The sequence below is a fragment of the Allopontixanthobacter sp. genome, from assembly GCF_034376665.1.
GTDB lineage: Bacteria > Pseudomonadota > Alphaproteobacteria > Sphingomonadales > Sphingomonadaceae > Allopontixanthobacter.
In genome coordinates this window covers 1-16,550 of record NZ_JAXMJI010000066.1, presented here as the reverse complement: position 1 = coordinate 16,550, position 16,550 = coordinate 1, and the positions used below count along the sequence as shown (strand labels likewise).

General features: G+C 58.2%; 8 protein-coding genes. 5 read left to right on the top strand and 3 right to left on the bottom strand.

Annotated features, from left to right (window positions below; genetic code table 11):
- Positions 1–35 precede the first annotated feature (35 nt).
- Positions 36–1,583: a tetratricopeptide repeat protein gene (locus U0988_RS06890; RefSeq protein ID WP_322291890.1), complete on the top strand. Its 1,548-nt coding sequence runs from the start codon at positions 36–38 to the stop codon at positions 1,581–1,583.
- Positions 1,580–2,491 (top strand): class I SAM-dependent methyltransferase, encoded by a 912-nt coding sequence (locus tag U0988_RS06885; protein ID WP_322291889.1) that lies wholly within the window; start codon positions 1,580–1,582, stop codon positions 2,489–2,491. The genes U0988_RS06890 and U0988_RS06885 overlap by 4 nt, the downstream gene beginning before the upstream one ends.
- Positions 2,492–2,620: 129 nt before the next feature.
- Here the strand turns inward: U0988_RS06885 and U0988_RS06880 are convergent, their stop codons facing one another.
- On the bottom strand, positions 2,621–5,644 hold the full coding sequence (locus U0988_RS06880; RefSeq protein ID WP_322291888.1) for a TonB-dependent receptor domain-containing protein: 3,024 nt from the start codon (positions 5,642–5,644) through the stop codon (positions 2,621–2,623).
- Between the two features lie 291 nt (positions 5,645–5,935).
- Between U0988_RS06880 and U0988_RS06875 the strand changes: the two genes are divergently transcribed.
- Entirely contained in the window at positions 5,936–6,442 is a 507-nt protein-coding gene (locus U0988_RS06875) for a hypothetical protein (RefSeq protein ID WP_322291887.1), read from the top strand.
- Between the two features lie 81 nt (positions 6,443–6,523).
- Positions 6,524–7,546 carry a hypothetical protein gene (locus U0988_RS06870; RefSeq protein ID WP_322291886.1) on the top strand — a complete coding sequence of 341 codons (1,023 nt, stop codon included), beginning with the start codon at positions 6,524–6,526 and terminating at the stop codon, positions 7,544–7,546.
- Positions 7,547–7,959: 413 nt separating this feature from the next.
- Here the strand turns inward: U0988_RS06870 and U0988_RS06865 are convergent, their stop codons facing one another.
- Both U0988_RS06865 and clpB read right to left on the bottom strand, forming a co-directional pair.
- On the bottom strand, positions 7,960–11,373 hold the full coding sequence (locus U0988_RS06865) for a TonB-dependent receptor domain-containing protein (RefSeq protein WP_322291885.1): 3,414 nt from the start codon (positions 11,371–11,373) through the stop codon (positions 7,960–7,962).
- Positions 11,374–11,650: 277 nt separating this feature from the next.
- Positions 11,651–14,230 carry an ATP-dependent chaperone ClpB gene (gene clpB / locus U0988_RS06860; protein ID WP_322291884.1) on the bottom strand — a complete coding sequence of 860 codons (2,580 nt, stop codon included), beginning with the start codon at positions 14,228–14,230 and terminating at the stop codon, positions 11,651–11,653.
- 242 nt (positions 14,231–14,472) lie between these two features.
- Here clpB and U0988_RS06855 point away from each other — a divergent pair.
- Positions 14,473–16,550, top strand: a 2,078-nt coding sequence (locus U0988_RS06855) for an acylase (RefSeq protein WP_322291883.1), incomplete at its 3' end; no start/stop codon positions are given.

Genomic DNA, 16,550 nt, shown 5'->3' with positions numbered 1-16,550 from the left:
CGCTGGCGAATTCCGCAGGTCACGCCGCGATGGGTATGAAGGACTTCGAGAAAGCTGCGCACCAATTCGCGTCTGCGGTTCAGCTTGCACCCGACGTGCTCGAATTCACGATCAATTATGCCATCGCGCTAACCAGCATGGAGCGCTATCGCGATGCGGCAGCAGCGCTGGAGCCGTTCGCAAGAGAGGGCCAGAACGTCGCACGCTATTGTTCCGTGCGGGCCACGGCAGAGCGCGGTCTCCACAATTTGGCCGAGGCAGCGCACTGGTACGATCGGTGCATTGATCTCGAACCCGGACATCCCCGCGCTCTGCATGGCCGAGCCCGGCTCGCGCTGGAACGGGGAGAGCCCAGCGCGGCGTCCCGCTACGAACAGGCGCTGGCGGTGACAAATGGAGATCCCGAGTTGTGGCTCGGGCGCGCACAGGCGCTGGATGCAGCCGGGGAGGTAAATGCAGCGCGCGACATTGCCGAACAGTTGTTCGAGCAAGCCCCGCATTGGCTTGAAGGCTTGCAGTTCCTGGCCCAACTTCGGCTGGCTGCTGGCGAAGCAGACTTCGCTTCACATTACGAAACTGCCATGGGTCGTGCGCCGCAGGATCCGGCTATTCCTGCGGAGTTGTGCGCCGTGCTGGCCGGACGGGATCGCAACAAAGATGCTGCAGCAATTGCACAGCGTGCGAGAACACGATTTCCCAATGACCAGCAGTTCGCCCTGCTCGAGGCTGTCTACGCAAGCGCATCGGGGGAGGTTGAGCGGGCAGAAACGTTGTGGAACTCGCTCTTGGTTGAGAGCAGGGAAGATCGGCTTCATCTTGCGCGGCACCGGCTGCGGCGAAGCGAATTCGACCGTGCGGAAATCCTCCTGGACAGCGTGCTGGAAGAAGATCCCATGTCCGTGTCCGCCTGGGCGCTGAGGAGCGTATTGTGGCGTCTGACCGGCGATCAGCGGGAAGAATGGCTGCACCACCAGCAGGGGCTTGTCGCCTTTCTGCAGCTGCACGATGCGGATAAGATATTGCCATCCGCAATTGCAAAGCTCCACCAGATCCACGATGCATCTGCGCAACCGCTTGGCCAATCGCTGCGTGGCGGCACCCAATCCCGGGCATTGCTGTTTGATCGCACAGAACCGGAATTTTCTGCGCTGCGTGGTGCAATTCTCTCCACGATCGAAGAGCATCGTGCGGCAATGCCACACAGAGATCCAACGCATCCAATTCTGCGTCACCGCGACACTCCGTGGGAAATTGCTGGATCGTGGTCTGTTCGGTTGACGGGAGGCGGGGATAAACACGCATCGCACATCCATCCCCTCGGAATGATCTCTTCCGCATTGTACTGCGAGTGTCCTCAAGCCGAAAGTGCTGCGGCTGATGCCGATCCTCGGGCAGGGTGGCTTGAATTGGGACGTCCTCCTGAAGATCTGGGAATAGGCCTTGAACCCATCGCCGCTTTTCCCCCGCGAGCCGGATATCTGGCACTCTTCCCCAGTACGCTTTACCACGGCACCCGTCCCTTCCCCGATGGTCGGCGGATGACTGTTGCATTTGACGTAACGCCGGTGCGGGAAGCCGTATGAACCACCACGACGAAGCGGACGCTTGGCGCGATTTCTGGACTACGGGTGCGAAGTCGAAGGCAGGTTGCTTACCGAACGCACACCTTGGCGTCGGCGCCGCCCAGGCACAGAAATGGACCAGGTTTGCCAAGACAATGCCTGTAAAGGCGCGCATATTGGACCTTGCGACGGGCGATGGCCGGGTGATGCATTGGATATTTGAGGCCCGACGAGACGCGAAACTGACAGGCATTGATCTTGCGCCGGTACTTCCCGCGCCGCTTAAAGGCACAAAGATGCGCTCAGGGGTGCCGATGGAACAACTTCCGTTCCGTGCCGGGGCGTTTTCTGCGGTCACCAGTCAATTCGGCTTCGAATACGGCAATATTGCCAAAGTTTCGGCGGAAGTCGCACGCGTTCTACAGCCCGGAGGGCGGTTTGCGATCCTGACGCATCGGCAGGATGGCCCTATTCTCGAGCAAAATCTCGAACGGCGGAAGCAGTTAAACTGGGCGCTGCATGATCAAAAACTGATCGAGAAAGCCAAACGGAGCCTCGTGTTGCGGGCCGCCGGCGTTTCAGCGGTTCCAACGGAAATTGCCGTTGCACCAGCAGAGGGTGCGCGGCTGTTCGGCGCTCATTCTGCGGCATGGGAGGTTGCCGAAGCCGTGCGGCAATCGCTAGCCTTGGGGCGGAACGATGTAACTGCAAATGTGCAAGTGCTGCTCGATCAGATCGCGGCGAAGGCTACGAACGAACTGGGCCGTATCGCTTCATTGGAAGCTGCGTGTGCACGCACGGCCGACGATACCGAATTTTTGCGCACCATCGCGGCGGGCGGATTGACCCAACTCAGCATTGAACCGGTAATTGAAGCTGGCAAAAGCGCACCATTCGCTGACTTTCGCATTTTGGTTCACACAATCTGATCTCTGATCAATGTGGTAAGAATCTTGAGAACTGACTGTGAAAGTCGGATTCATTCGGTTCACTATCGCATAAAAAAGGCGGCGAACCCTAAGATCCGCCGCCCAATTTAGTTTACGATGCTTTAGGTTTTAGAACTTCAATGTCGCCGAGACGAAGAAGTCACGTCCCAAAACGTCAAAAGTGCTCGGGAATGTATTGGCCTGTTCCTGATTATCACCAAGCAACGATCCGTTATTCGAGTTCGTCACTATGCCATCGGCATCAAATTCAGGTGTCATTGGAATTGTATCAAAGATATTATTGACACCAAACGTCATGGTCAGGTTTTCATTGGCGGCAACCGACAACGTCAGATCGATCAGATCGTAGGCTGGGATTCGCTCCACACCATTGAAATCTGAAAACAGCACTGCGTCATCTTCGTCCGCTACACCACTTAGGTGACGCCAACGGATGGAGGTAGTCAACGGACCATCAATGAACGTAGCACGGCTCGTCCATTTGAAGGAAGGTGTGGGTTCACCACACCGGCCACCAAACTTGCCGGCACATTCGACAGTATCTTCAATACCAACAACCGGGGTAACAAAAGCGCTGTCAGTCCAAGTGCCCAGGAACGACAGGTTAACGCGCTGCTCCCCAGTATCCGTGAGGAGCGAGAACGGAATCGTTGTCGTATAGTTGGCTTCAACATCGACCCCGCTAACGCCAAGGCTCGAGATGTTGGCTTGCGAGATCAACGGCGGGTTATCGACCACGATTGCACCGTCAACATTGCGAACACCGCGGAAGGCATCGCAGACCGGGTTGGCCGCATCGGCGACAGTCACGAAGCACAGGTCGAATGCGCCCTGCGGGCTTCCGCCAACAGATGCGATCGCATTGTCGATCGTGATATCGAAATAGTCGGCTGTCAGGGTGAAGCCAGGCAGGAAGCTAGGCTGCAGAACGATACCCACAGTGTAGCTGTCTGAGGTTTCTTCTTCTAGGTTCGGGTTGCCGCCAATCAGCACTGGAATCTGCGCATTCGGCTGAACAATCAGACCTCCGCCGACGTTTCCAGCAGGGACGCCGAGTGCAATACAGGTAGCCCGGGTCGCCGGATCGGCACCCGTGGTTGCGTTCGCGCAGGGATCGACAACGCCTGGGAAGTTGATAGCCTGACCCTGGAAAAGTTCTGCGACGTTCGGAGCACGTACAGCACGCTGATACTGTCCGCGTAGTGTCACATCACGGATGGGCGAGAATTCGACACCGCCGGCATAGGTGTAAGTTGTGCCAACAGCTTCCAGTGAATAATCGGAGATACGACCGGCACCGGTCAATGCCAAACGCGCGCCGCCATCCGTTTCGAAAATCGGAACGCTCAACTCGCCGAAGACTTCCTTGACATTGTAGCTACCTTCAGTCGCATCACCAGCGTTGAAGCCAATCACGTCGCCCGAAGAAAGAGCTGTGTCGGGAAGAAATTCTGATCCGACCTTACGGTATTCTGCACCGAGCGCGAAGCCGATTGGCTGTGCCCCGCCGATTGCGAAGTCGCCGAATGTGCCGGACACAACACCACTGGCAACCTGAACCGTCGAGATATCACCGTTCTGTGCCTGGATGGAAATCTGATCGACCATCGCAGGCGTGAGCTGACCCAACCCGAAGATATTGATTGCAGAATCTGTCCCATCTAGTGCCCGTTGAAACGCCGAGCGAGAAATGTTGCCCGCCTGAATGTTTGCATTCCGGGTACGCGAATACATGTAGTAAGCATCATAGTTGATCGTATCAGTGACTTCGCCACGAACACCACCTAGCACACGGAATGCGTTACGTTCGTCCAAACTATTGCGTGACCCGCTTTCGTTCGTACGGCGGTTGATGGCCGTGCTGATGACGCCAAGTTCGGCAGTCGGAAGTGCCGAAAGACCGTTGGCAACGCGCTCCGCACTCGCGGCGGCCTCGCGCTGATCGATAATATTCAGTTCATTGATCACGGCAGCCGACAAGAAAGGGGAAACTGCTGCGATGTTTACATTGAAGGTACCGGTAACTGGCGTTGCAGCCAGCTCTGCTGCTACGCGATTGTTGACGAAAGAAACTTCCGTATACGCGGAATGCCCATCTGAGAATTCGTAATCGGCATAACCACCAATCAAATAGCGCTCCTGCGGAAGTTGCAGATAGTTATCAGGCGCGTAGTTGAAAGAATTGCCTGCAGTGGGCGTAGCAACGCCAGGTGTACGGAACAGGCCATCATCCAGCACCAGACCAGAACCGATTGGGCGGGTAACCGCCGCCTCGCCTGCGTCAGTCGTGTCGCCGTCACCGTTGAGGTCGATTGCATTCCGCACGGTCGCGGTACCCGGAACGTTTACACGGCCCTCAGGCGGGGTACCCGAACCGAAACGCTGCAGCGGTTCATCGAAGCTTTCACCGCCCAATGCGAAGTTCGAAAAGCCACGCCCTGACTGGAAAATCGGTTTACGGTTGTAATACTCGGCGAACACTGTCGCACTGCCGCGACCATCGTCAAACGATGTGCCGATTGCGCCATGTACCTCGTACCGGGCACCATCACCGCGTTCGGTAAGGTTGTACTGGCCGCCGACTTCGATGCCATCAACCTGCTTCAGACGGAAGTTGACCACGCCTGCGAGCGCATCGGAACCGTAAACCGCAGAAGCGCCGCCGGTAACCACATCGACCGAATCAATCAGGAACGACGGGATGGTGTTGAGATCGACGATTTGGTTGGTGTCGAAGGACATCCAGCGACGACCATTGACCAATACCAGAGTGCGCGGCGTGCCCAACCCGCGAAGGTTCAGCGTTGATGCGTTGTTGCCGGGGTTGTTTGAGAATGAGGTCGTGCCTGGGATTACCTGTGGCAGCGTGTTGATTACGTTCTCGACATTGACCGTACCCGAAAATTCGAATTCTTCCGCGCTCACGACCGCGACAGGCGCCGCGGATTCAATGTTACGGCGCTGAATGCGCGAACCGGTAACCACGATGAAATTTTCAGGAGCATCCGGGCCTGCCTGCACGGCGGCCTCGTTCTCGGCGTCGACTGTTTGAGCGACGACTGGTGTAGCAATCATGGCACCAGCCATGACGGTGCCTGCGAGTAGCGCAGACTTAGTAAAGCGGTTGGACATTGCGATTCCCTTAGTGTCTGGGCACCACTTCGGCACCCATTTTGTTGGAATATTGCTTATCAGGCCTACGCCCGAATTTGCGCCGTCTACGAGTGTGGCCGCGCAGATTCAACGACATCGAGGGGTTTGCGGCAACTCAGCGCATGGAGTGTGTCATTCCGGTTACAGTGGGTCAGTTACAGTTGGAACGAGGCCGCAACTGTGGCAACTCCGCGAAAAATTGGGTTATAAGCTCCCTGTTAGGAACACAAAATGCGTCAACCAAATCTCCGCAATTGTTGGAATGTTCTGTTGATCGGTGCTGCGTTCTGTGCTGCCACGGCTGGACACGCTCAGGAAGAACCTGCCCCACCGAACGATTTCGAAGCGCTCAAGTCCTGTCGTTCGATTGCTGGCGATCAGGAACGGCTGGCCTGCTTCGACGCCGCAGTCGGGGTGGTGGTTGCAGCTCAGGAAAGCGGCGATCTTAGGATTGTCGACAAGGAAGCGGCCAACCAGACCCGGCGGCGGCTGTTTGGCTTCGCACTTCCCGACATCGGTTTGTTCGGCGATGGAAAAGTTGGTGACGAAAAGCAGCTCGATCTGCTGGAAACTACCATTACGAGCGCTCAACAGATCCGCCGCAATGCCTGGGTGTTTCAAACAGAAGAAGGAGCGGTGTGGCAAATCAACGGCGTCCCTTCGCGCCTGAGAGCGCTTGAACCAGGCCAGAGGGTGATTTTCAAAAAAGCGGCACTCAACAGCTATTTCGTCAGGATTGAGGGTCAGGCCGGAGTAAAGGGCACAAGGATCGGCTGACTTCGCGACGCCATGACCAAGCACCACCCTAATGGCTTCTTGCTCACTTGATTACTGCGCCAACTGCATTAGTGGAAATCCGTGGCCGACAGCGCATTACTATCTTCGGATCCCTACTGGATTCCTCACCGGATCGATTTGAAGCGAGGCCGGGTTGAGTTTTTAAAACTACCGCCTCAAGCATTTTCGGGCGCCAGTTTCCTCGCCGATTACACACCTGAGACGGCGGTTGACTCGGCGACGGTTTCGCTCGACGAACTTGTCGCGATGCAGCCCGAAACCGGGCAATTGCATTTCATCTTTCACACTGCGTTTTGTCGCTCGACCTTACTAGCACGGACGATGAATATTAACGGAGTGTCCGTTGGAATGAGTGAGCCAGGAATTATCGCCAGTCTTGCCAATGCAGGGGAGGCGGGAACGCGTTTCATCAAACCATGCCTAATGTTGCTAGCACGCGCCCGGATCAATGCTGACGCCGCGGTGCAGGCTGTTTTTGTCAAGCCAACCAACCATGCTAACCGATTGATCCCGACGTTGATGCACGCGCTGCCCGAAGCAAAAGCCGTATTGATAAGCAACAGCCTCCCCGATTTCGTGAAAGCGGTCAATCGCAAAGGCTTGCCTGGGCGGCGATGGGCGCGAAACCTTTATCTCGAAGTGCAATCTTATGCTCCGCTTGATCTGGGAATTGATTCACGAGAGAATTTCCTGCTCAGCGATTTACAAGTTGCAGGGCTTGCCTGGCTTCTCCAGCGCAGGTGGTTCGAAGCGAACATCAGCGGTCCTTCGGGTGCCCGAATCCGTTCACTCGATAGTGACCGCTTCAACGAAAGCCGCGCCGAAAGTTTGCGGGCCATAGCTCGGTTTACCGGGCTAAATATCACGAGAGCGCAGACAGAGAGCGCCGCCAGTTCGCCGATATTCCGTACCCACGCCAAACTTGGCGGCAATTACGCCGCGATCAGAAGGAAGGGTGACTTGCAAAGCGCCAGCGGGGTGTTCGACGAAGAAATGGATATGGTCGGCAAATGGATTAAGCAAATTGAGTTGCAGGCTGGTCTGGGGGAAGTATGGCGAAAGGCCATTTTACCCGAAATTTAGTCCTGCGTCGCTAATACCAATCTGCTGTGATTTTGAAAAGGCAAAGCCGCTTGCAGTAACCTGCTGGGTAGCTTCGTTGATAGTTAACCCGGCCACGCTACGTGCGCGGCATGTGACTGCCTTAGCTATCCAGGAAATTCGGCGCGCTAAATTTGCGGCTGCGGATCTCGCTTAAAGCTTCTCGGAAGGACGTGGCATCCTCCGGCGCTATGGAATATTCGGCCGACCGCGATTCATCCGAAGGATGAGAAACACACAGCAGAACATCTGCCAACCTGGCAACCAAGTCCTTGGCATGAGCTGCAAGTTGCAGACCGCTCCGCTCAAGTGAGGTCAATTGCATAAGAAAACGGCCCCGCAGATATACTGCGAGGCCGCCTCTGAAACAGCATTCAACTATTAATTGGTGTGGTTTAGAACTTTACCCCAATCGAGCCGAAAAATTCCCGACCATTGAGATCGTACCCGTTCCCGATAGGAGTGTTTGAAATGCCGAACACTTCGTTGGTGTCGATCAGCGGCGGCTTCTTGTCGAAAATGTTCGACACGCCGACGCGGACATCGAAGCGATCAAAGCGGACGCGGACCGAAGCGTTGCTGACAAAGTAATCGCCAGCAAAGCCGATGTCCCGACAGAACACGCCGTCGCCGGGCACAACCCCGTCCGGAGTGAATACGCCCGTTGCAGCATTGAAGGTACCAGAACCGTTACCAAGGCATGTATTCCCGATGAACCCGGTCGGTGCACCGTCAGGGCCGCGACCGAAAGCATCGGACAGCGGGTCGATTCCATCCTCCTGCTGCTCCACAGGACCAATGTACCGAGTCTGCCAGGTGAAGCTCACGTTATCTACGCGAGCAGAGAGTATCGCCCTTCCGGTCCAAGACGGGAAGCCGAAGTCACCTGCATCTTCGTCAACAGTCCGTTCTCCAAGGTCGGTCAGGAAAACCGAATCGCGCTGGATCAGGTGGTTCGCCCGTAAGTTAAGACCAAGATCGATGGTCTTCCCGAAGGCCTGAACATCTGTCGAGAAATCGGCGTTGAGGTCAATCCCCCGGACAGCTTCCTCATTGATGTTCACAAAGCCCGCGAACACGTCGGTGATAAGCTGGCGCGATGCCAGGTCGGTGTCGAAGTCAACGAAGTCGCAGAAGTTGGACCGGGTGTCTTCATCACGCAGGAAGCACTGATTGACAATAAATTGACCAGTCGGCTCCGCGATTGCCCCCTTTACCTTAATGTCATAGTAGTTGAAGTTGAAGTTGAAATCTACGGGTCCGAAACCTTCCGCGAACGAGAAGCCTGCCGTCAACGAACGCGAGGTTTCCGGATCGAGTTCGAAGCTGCCGCCCGAAGTGATTTCGACGCTCGCGGTCTGAATCGCGGTCGCACCATCAGTACCGACAACTGTCGGATCGCGGCCTTCACGGACACAGTTGGCAAGAACGAACGGATCACGCGTATCGTTGGCTGCAATGTACCCTCCAGCCAACGGGGCGAAGGCAACCGTAGGAACCGCACACGGATCAAGGATGTTGCCGAAACCAGACTGTCCGGCAAGGAAGAGTTCGCGGAGGTTCGGTGAACGGAACGAAGTGCCGTAGGAAGACTTGATCAGCAGCTGCTCGATTGGACGCCAGCCGAACTTGATCGAGTAGGTTTCGTTCGTACCGTAGAATTCGTCCTTCGTGATACGGCCCGAAAGGTTGACCCGGAGGTCCTCGACCAGAGTACGGCCTGCCATAAGAGGCAGATCGAGCTCACCGAACGCTTCGTAGACTTCCTTGCTACCCTGCGCGCCCTGGTCGGCGAAGAAGCCGAAGAACAAGCCCTCCGAAGCAACCAGGTCTGGGATCGAATTCAGCTTGTCCTTGCGGTACTCGCCGCCGATGACGGCCTTGGCCGTACCTCCTGCCAGTTCGAACAAGCTACCCTGCACATAGGTAGAAAGAATCGTCTGTTCGTAGGTCGTGTCGAAATCGCGTGTATCGAACAGGTAGTCGCGTTCAGCCTGGCTAGCGAAATCGCCCACCGCGGTACGAAATAGGCTCGGGGCGAAGAGGTTCACAGGCACGCAGCCGGCCACGACGTCGGGCTGAAGAAGCTCAGGGTTCGCAAAGCCGCTGGTTGCACAGGCCCCGCCGGCAAGCACGACCGGCGTTGCTCGACCAGTCGGATTGGATACCGTGGGGTCCATCCCCAGCGCAAGCGCGAGGCGGTCATTGCGAATACCCGCACGCGAAGACTTGCCTTCGGAACGCGAGTAGACGCCAGAGATTTCGAAAGTCCAGTCATTATCCGAAGCGAGCTTAATGAACGGCAGGTTGCCCTTCAGCCCGAAAACGCCGCGATACTGTTCCTGGACGGTTTCGACAACGTTACGGTCTCCTGTGACACCAACCACCGGCCGTACGGTGTAAGACACTCCTGTCGGACGAGCAAAGGCACCTCCTCCAAAGGTATCCAGCCCATCGAAGCTGTTGTTGGCCGCTCCGCAATCGTTGTTTGCGATGTTACAGGGGTTAAATGGATTGCTGCCCGGAACAAAAGGAAAGAGCTGCGGCTGCTGGCTGCGTGCTGTTACTTCGGCCCGGCTGTAGTTGGCTTCGAAAAAGGGTGTGATCCCCAGGTCGCCACCGAAGGTGTACTCACCATACGCCATCACGTTGTAAAGGTCCTGCGGACTGATGAAAGATGGCGTCAGGTCCGTACCGTTCCGGGTAACCTGAGAGAAATCCACGTCTAGCAAGCCGTCACCATTGCGATCGACGGGGTCGCCAAAGGCATCTAAGGCATCGCTGAAATTCGGAATGCCCGTGTTACCGGCCTGACCGGTCGAGGCGAAGACGGTTTCATCGTAATAGATCGAGCTGAAAAACAACGGGCTATTGGGAATGATACGACGCACAGCCGCGTCGACCGTGCACGGGGAGAGGTTTTCACTGATAGCGCCCCCGCTAAGACGACGCGTGTTGGCATCATCCGAAATACCAAGGGTACGGATTTCGCCCGAATCGGTGATTTCGTAATGGGTGTTACAACCGGCGAGGAAGTCACGATCTCCAAATGTCACTTCGTCGCGGCGCTGGTATTCGGCACCAATGCCGAAATTCCAGTTGGAACCCGACTTGCCCCAGGCACCGCTGATCCGGTAATCATGACCGGCACCCTGCTCGTTGTAATCACCGCTTACATCGAGCTCCAGACCTTCGAAGTCGTTGCGCAGAATGATGTTGCCAACGCCGGCAACTGCGTCCGAACCGTAGACGGACGACGCACCATCGAGCAACAGGTCGTAGCGAGCTACCAGAGACGACGGGATGAGGTTGATAGAGGGATTGGTCGGCGCGCCTTCGACGCCCGCCGGCGCCAGACGACGACCGTTGACCAGAAGCAGTGTACGATCGGCGCCGAGGCCGCGAAGGTCGAGCGTTTGCGAGCCGGGGCCATTGTTCAGCACGAAGCCTTGAAAAGTCGCATCGATCTGAGTGCCAGCCGCAGATTCGCTCTGCTGAAGAATCGACGCTGCATCGAATTCACCAGCGTCCCTTAGCCTCTCGGTTTCAAGGACTTGCAGCGGCGAGATGCTGCTGTAGGTGTCGGTCCGCTGAATACGCGAACCGGTAACAACAATGGCGCCTTCCGGGGCTCTTTCTTCGTCTACTCCGGAGGTAACGTCAGCGGGCGCTTGTTCAGCATCGCCGGGACTGACCTCACCGGTCTGCGAATCCTGATCTTGTGCGGCAACCGGCGCCGACAGAATAAGCGCCAAGGCGGAAACGGATCCGGCAAGGGTCTTCAAAGTGCATTCATCAAACTTTTTCATGAGAGCTCCAGTCCACAGCGAAGAGACATAAAGCCGAGGACCTTAAAAAACTGAAGCTGCGCCCAAGGGCACCCCCAGCTTACCTCAAAAAAGAGATTTCCCCCGACCCCACGCCAGCTAGGCAGGAAACTGCATCACCGGCCTGACCCTGTCAAAGAAAACGGGGGGCTTTTTGGTGGAGGCTCCACAAGTTTCCGAACCGGTGTTGTATCAAAGTGACAGTTGACACTTACCTGCCTGATAACTGCTACGCTGGGCAGCTAACCTCTTTAGCGTCTTACCCCACCACCATCTTCAACTCCCCATCCCCCTCGTCGATTGCGACCGTGCTGCCGTCGGGCACTTCGCCGCGGAGCAGCATATCGGCCAGCGGATCTTGCAGATAGCGCTGCACCGCCCGTTTGAGCGGACGTGCACCGTACACCGGATCATATCCCACGCGGCCCAGCCAGCGCCGCGCGGCATCGGTCAGATCGATGGTGATCTTGCGGTCCTTGAGCAGTTTCTGCACCCGGCCGACCTGGATATCCACGATCGGTGCCATGTGTTCCTGCGCCAGGCGGTGGAACAGGATGATCTCGTCCAGCCGGTTCAGGAATTCCGGGCGGAAATGTCCGCGCACCACGTCCATTACCTGCGGTTCGACATCCTCGACCTTCTGACCTTCTTCCAGGCTGCTGAGATACTGACTGCCGAGGTTAGAGGTCAGGATGATCAGCGTGTTCGAAAAATCGACCACGCGGCCCTGCCCGTCGGTCAGACGGCCATCGTCGAGCACCTGTAACAGCACATTGAACACGTCATTATGCGCCTTTTCGACCTCATCGAACAGCACAACTTGGTAGGGCCGCCGCCGAACGGCTTCGGTCAGCACCCCGCCTTCCTCATATCCGACATAGCCGGGAGGCGCGCCGATCAGCCGGGCGACCGCGTGTTTCTCCATGAATTCGCTCATGTCGATCCGGACCATCGCCGAATCGTCGTCGAACAGGAATTCGGCCAGCGCCTTGGTCAGTTCGGTCTTGCCAACGCCGGTGGGGCCGAGAAACAGGAAGCTCCCCAGCGGCCGGCCCGGGTCCTGCAAGCCGGCGCGTGCACGCCGCACCGCTTTCGACACGGCGAGGACTGCCTGCTCCTGTCCGATGACCCGCTTGCCGATGGTCGCTTCCATCGCGAGCAGCTTGTCGCGCTCGCCCTGCATCATCCGGTCGACCGGCACTCCGGTCCAGCGGCTGACAACACCGGCAATGTCGTCTTCGGTCACTTCTTCGCGCAGAAGCGCGTTTTCGGTGTGTCCCTGCGCCGCTTCCAGCTCCTTCTCGAGCGCCGGAATGCGGCCGTAGGACAGTTCCCCGGCCTTGGCGAGATCGCCTTCGCGCTGCGCCTGCTCCAATTCGATCCGGGCGGCATCGAGCTGTTCCTTCAGTCGGCTTTCGGCATGGATCTTGTCGCGCTCGTTCTGCCAGCGGGTGGTCAGTTCGGAGCTTTGCTGTTCCAGGTTGGCGAGTTCCTCGCGCAGCGCGCTGAGCCGGTCTTTCGACGCCTGATCGCTTTCCTTGCTGAGCGCCGATTCCTCAATCTTCAGCTGGATGATCCGGCGGTCGAGCCCCTCGATTTCTTCCGGCTTCGATTCCACTTCCATCCGGATCCGGCTGGCTGCCTCGTCCATCAGGTCGATCGCCTTGTCGGGCAGGAAACGGTTGGAAATGTAGCGGTGGCTCAGCTGGGCAGCCGCGACAATCGCGTTGTCGGTGATCCGCACCCCGTGGTGCAGTTCATACTTGTCCTTGATCCCGCGCAGGATGGAGATCGTGTCCTCGACGCTGGGTTCCTCGATATAGACCGGCTGAAAACGTCGCTGCAGCGCGGGGTCTTTCTCGACGTATTTCTGGTATTCGTCGAGGGTAGTCGCGCCGATGCAATGCAGTTCCCCGCGCGACAGGGCGGGTTTCAGCAGGTTCGACGCATCCATCGATCCTTCCGAAGCGCCCGCCCCGATCAGAGTATGCATTTCATCGATGAACAGGATGATCTGGCCCTCGGCACCCTTCACTTCGTCGAGCACAGCCTTCAGCCGTTCCTCGAATTCGCCGCGGTATTTGGCGCCTGCGATCAGCGATCCCATGTCGAGCGCCATCAGCGTGCGGCCCTTCAGGCTGTCAGGCACGTCACCATTGGCGATGCGCAGCGCCAGCCCCTCGGCAATGGCGGTCTTGCCGGTGCCGGGTTCGCCGATGAGGGCAGGATTGTTCTTGGTGCGCCGCGCCAGGATCTGGATCGTGCGGCGGATTTCCTCGTCGCGGCCGATCACCGGATCGAGCTTGCCGTCACGCGCAGCCTGGGTCAGATCGCGGGCGTATTTCTTCATCGCATCATAGGCATTTTCCGCGCTGGCGGTGTCCGCCGTACGGCCGCCGCGCAATTCGTTGATTGCAGTGTTGAGCGCCCCCGGTTCGACATTCGCCGCCTTCAGGATCTGACCCGCCTTCGTGGTGCTGGCGAGCGAGAGCGCGACCAGCAGCCGTTCGACCGTGACGTAGCTATCGCCCGCCTTCTCGGCGATCTGTTCCGCCTGGTCCAGCAGCCGTACCGTATCGTTGTCGAGACCCGGCGTCTGCTGCGCCCCGCCGCCGGATACCGCAGGCACCTTCGCCAGTTCCGCATCGACCTGCTGGACCGCCAGTTTGGCATCGCCGCCCGCGCGCTGGATCAGCCCGGCCGCCATGCCTTCTTCATCTTCCAGCAACGCCTTCAGCAGATGCGTCGGGCTGATCCGCTGGTGATTGTTGCGGATGGCAACGGTCTGCGCCGACTGGAGGAAACCCTTGGCGCGGTCGGTGAACTTTTCGAGATTCATGAAATGCCTTTCGGATGGTACCGGCTGAATATAGTGTGGCGAAATTGCAACACAAGAATCGGCGGGTGAATCGGCAAACAGAAGGTGTGTTACACCTATATAGGGGTTGCCGAAGCCAAGTCACAAGTTGGGCAGCGAAAACTTCCATGCGGATCATCCGGTAGGGTCGGTCACAGGTTTCGTATGACAACCCTTTTCCGATTTGAAAAAGCGCGCTAGTCCCTTCGTGAGAGGATTTTTGCATGAGAAAGTGGCTCGCCCGGCTGGGCTGGGTGCTGTTCGGTCTGTTCGCCGTCACACTTATCGGTCTGATGACTTGGGAACCGCTGCTTGCGACCCGCGGCGCCGCGCCCGAGGCGCGGGACTACCGCGCCGAGATCATTCGCGACGAATTCGGCGTCCCGCATATTTACGGCGACACCGATGTCGACGTCGCATTCGGTGTGGCCATCGCCCATGCGGAGGACGATTTCTTCACCCTGCAGGATGTCGTCGCGATGAGCCGCGGACGCTACGGCGCGATCGCCGGGGAAGACGGTGCTGGCATCGATTACGCCTATCACCTGCTTGATGCCCGCGGGACTGCGCAGCGTCAGTTCACCGCCCTGCCCGCCGATACACAGGCCTTGTTCAACGCCTATGCTGCAGGCCTCAACCAGTTTGCCGCGGAACATCCCGCCGAACTCAAGCTGGACAATCTGTTCCCGGTCAATGGCGAAGACGTGGCGGCCGGTTTCGCACTGCGCCAGCCGTTCTTCTTCGGCCTCAACAACATCATCGAACCGCTGGTAGCCGGCGAGCCCATGCGGCCCGAGTTCGGCCCGGCAATAGCGCCCGCCAATCCGAAGCAGCCCGGACCACTGCCGGTCGGCGAAGATGGCACGCTGTCAGGTTCGAATGCATTTGCGGTCTCCGCGAAGAAATCCGGTGACGCGACAACCCGGCTGGTCTCCAACTCGCACCAGCCATGGCGCGGCGGTGTCGCGTGGTATGAACTGGTCGTGGAAAGCGGCGAAGGCTGGCATTTCGCGGGCGCCAATTTCCCCGGCAGCCCCTACCCCTTCCTCGGCCATAATGAGAATCTCGGCTGGACCAACACGGTCAATCGCCCCGATCTGATCGACGTCTACAAGCTGGAGATGGACGAGACCGGCACGAAATACCGGCTCGACGGCGAATGGTTGCCGCTGGAGGAAAAATCTGTCCGGCTCCCGGTCCGCATCGGTCCGGTAACACTGCCGGTTTGGCAGACCGTCTATCGCAGCAAACACGGCCCGGTGATCAGGAACGACAATGGGTTCTACGCCATCCGCTACGCCGGAATCGACCAGCTGGGCCAGCTCGATGCCTATTACCGCCTCAACAAGGCCAGGGACCTTGCCGAGTGGACCGGCATCATGGCCCGGATGGATGTCCCCTCGACCATTTTCGTCTACGCCGATGCGGCGGACAACATCGCCTATATCTACAACGCGTCCTTCCCCAAGCGGAAGGTCGGTCCCGATTGGCGCGGAGTGTTGCCCGGCGATGACAGCAGCCTGATCTGGACGGAGAAGGCGGATTTCGCCGATGTACCCCAATATCTCAATCCATCGTCCGGCTGGCTGTTCAATTCGAACAACAACCCGTTCAAAGCCGCCGGGCCGGGCAGCGACCTGTCGCCCGATAGCGTTGCGCCGGAACTCGGCGTTGAACTCAACAGCACCAACCGCGCCCGCCGCGCCTGGAAATTGCTAAGCGAAGCCGGCACGATCGACCGCGCAACGCTGGAGTCGATCAAATACGACCAAGCCTATGAACGCGAAGGCTATGTCGACCAGATGCTGGACGAAATCGCCGCCCTCGCGCTCCGCAAGGGAAGCCTCGACCACCGCGCGCAGCAGCTGCTGGGCACGTGGGACCTGACCGCTGACAATGTTGGCCGCGCCGATGCCCTGGCGCTGCTGATCCTGCGCGAATACATGTCGTCGGAATACCAGCACAAGCTGGAACAGCCGGACCCGGCGCAGCAATTGTCGGACGCCGCCCGGCACCTGATGAAGCATTTCGGGCGGCTCGATCCGCCCATGTCGCAGGTTCTCCGGCTGCGGCAGGGACAGGTCGACCTGCCCCTCGATGGCGGCAGCGACACGCTACGTGCTTCCACCACATGGGATGTCGAGGACGATGGACGGCTGTCGGTCAAACACGGCGACAGCTTCCTCATGTTCGTCGAATGGGAACAGGGCAAGCCGGTCCGGTCTGAATCGATCCAGCCCTTCGGTTCGGCGAGTACCCGGCCCGACAGCCCACATCACACCGACCAGGCGACCATGTTCAT

Coding starts and splice junctions, on each gene's coding strand:
- U0988_RS06890 (WP_322291890.1), top strand. CDS start 36: ATGAAGGACTTCGAGAAAGCTGCGCACCAATTCGCGTCTGCGGTTCAG.
- U0988_RS06885 (WP_322291889.1), top strand. CDS start 1,580: ATGAACCACCACGACGAAGCGGACGCTTGGCGCGATTTCTGGACTACG.
- U0988_RS06865 (WP_322291885.1), bottom strand. CDS start 11,373: ATGAAAAAGTTTGATGAATGCACTTTGAAGACCCTTGCCGGATCCGTT.
- clpB (WP_322291884.1), bottom strand. CDS start 14,230: ATGAATCTCGAAAAGTTCACCGACCGCGCCAAGGGTTTCCTCCAGTCG.
- U0988_RS06880 (WP_322291888.1), bottom strand. CDS start 5,644: ATGTCCAACCGCTTTACTAAGTCTGCGCTACTCGCAGGCACCGTCATG.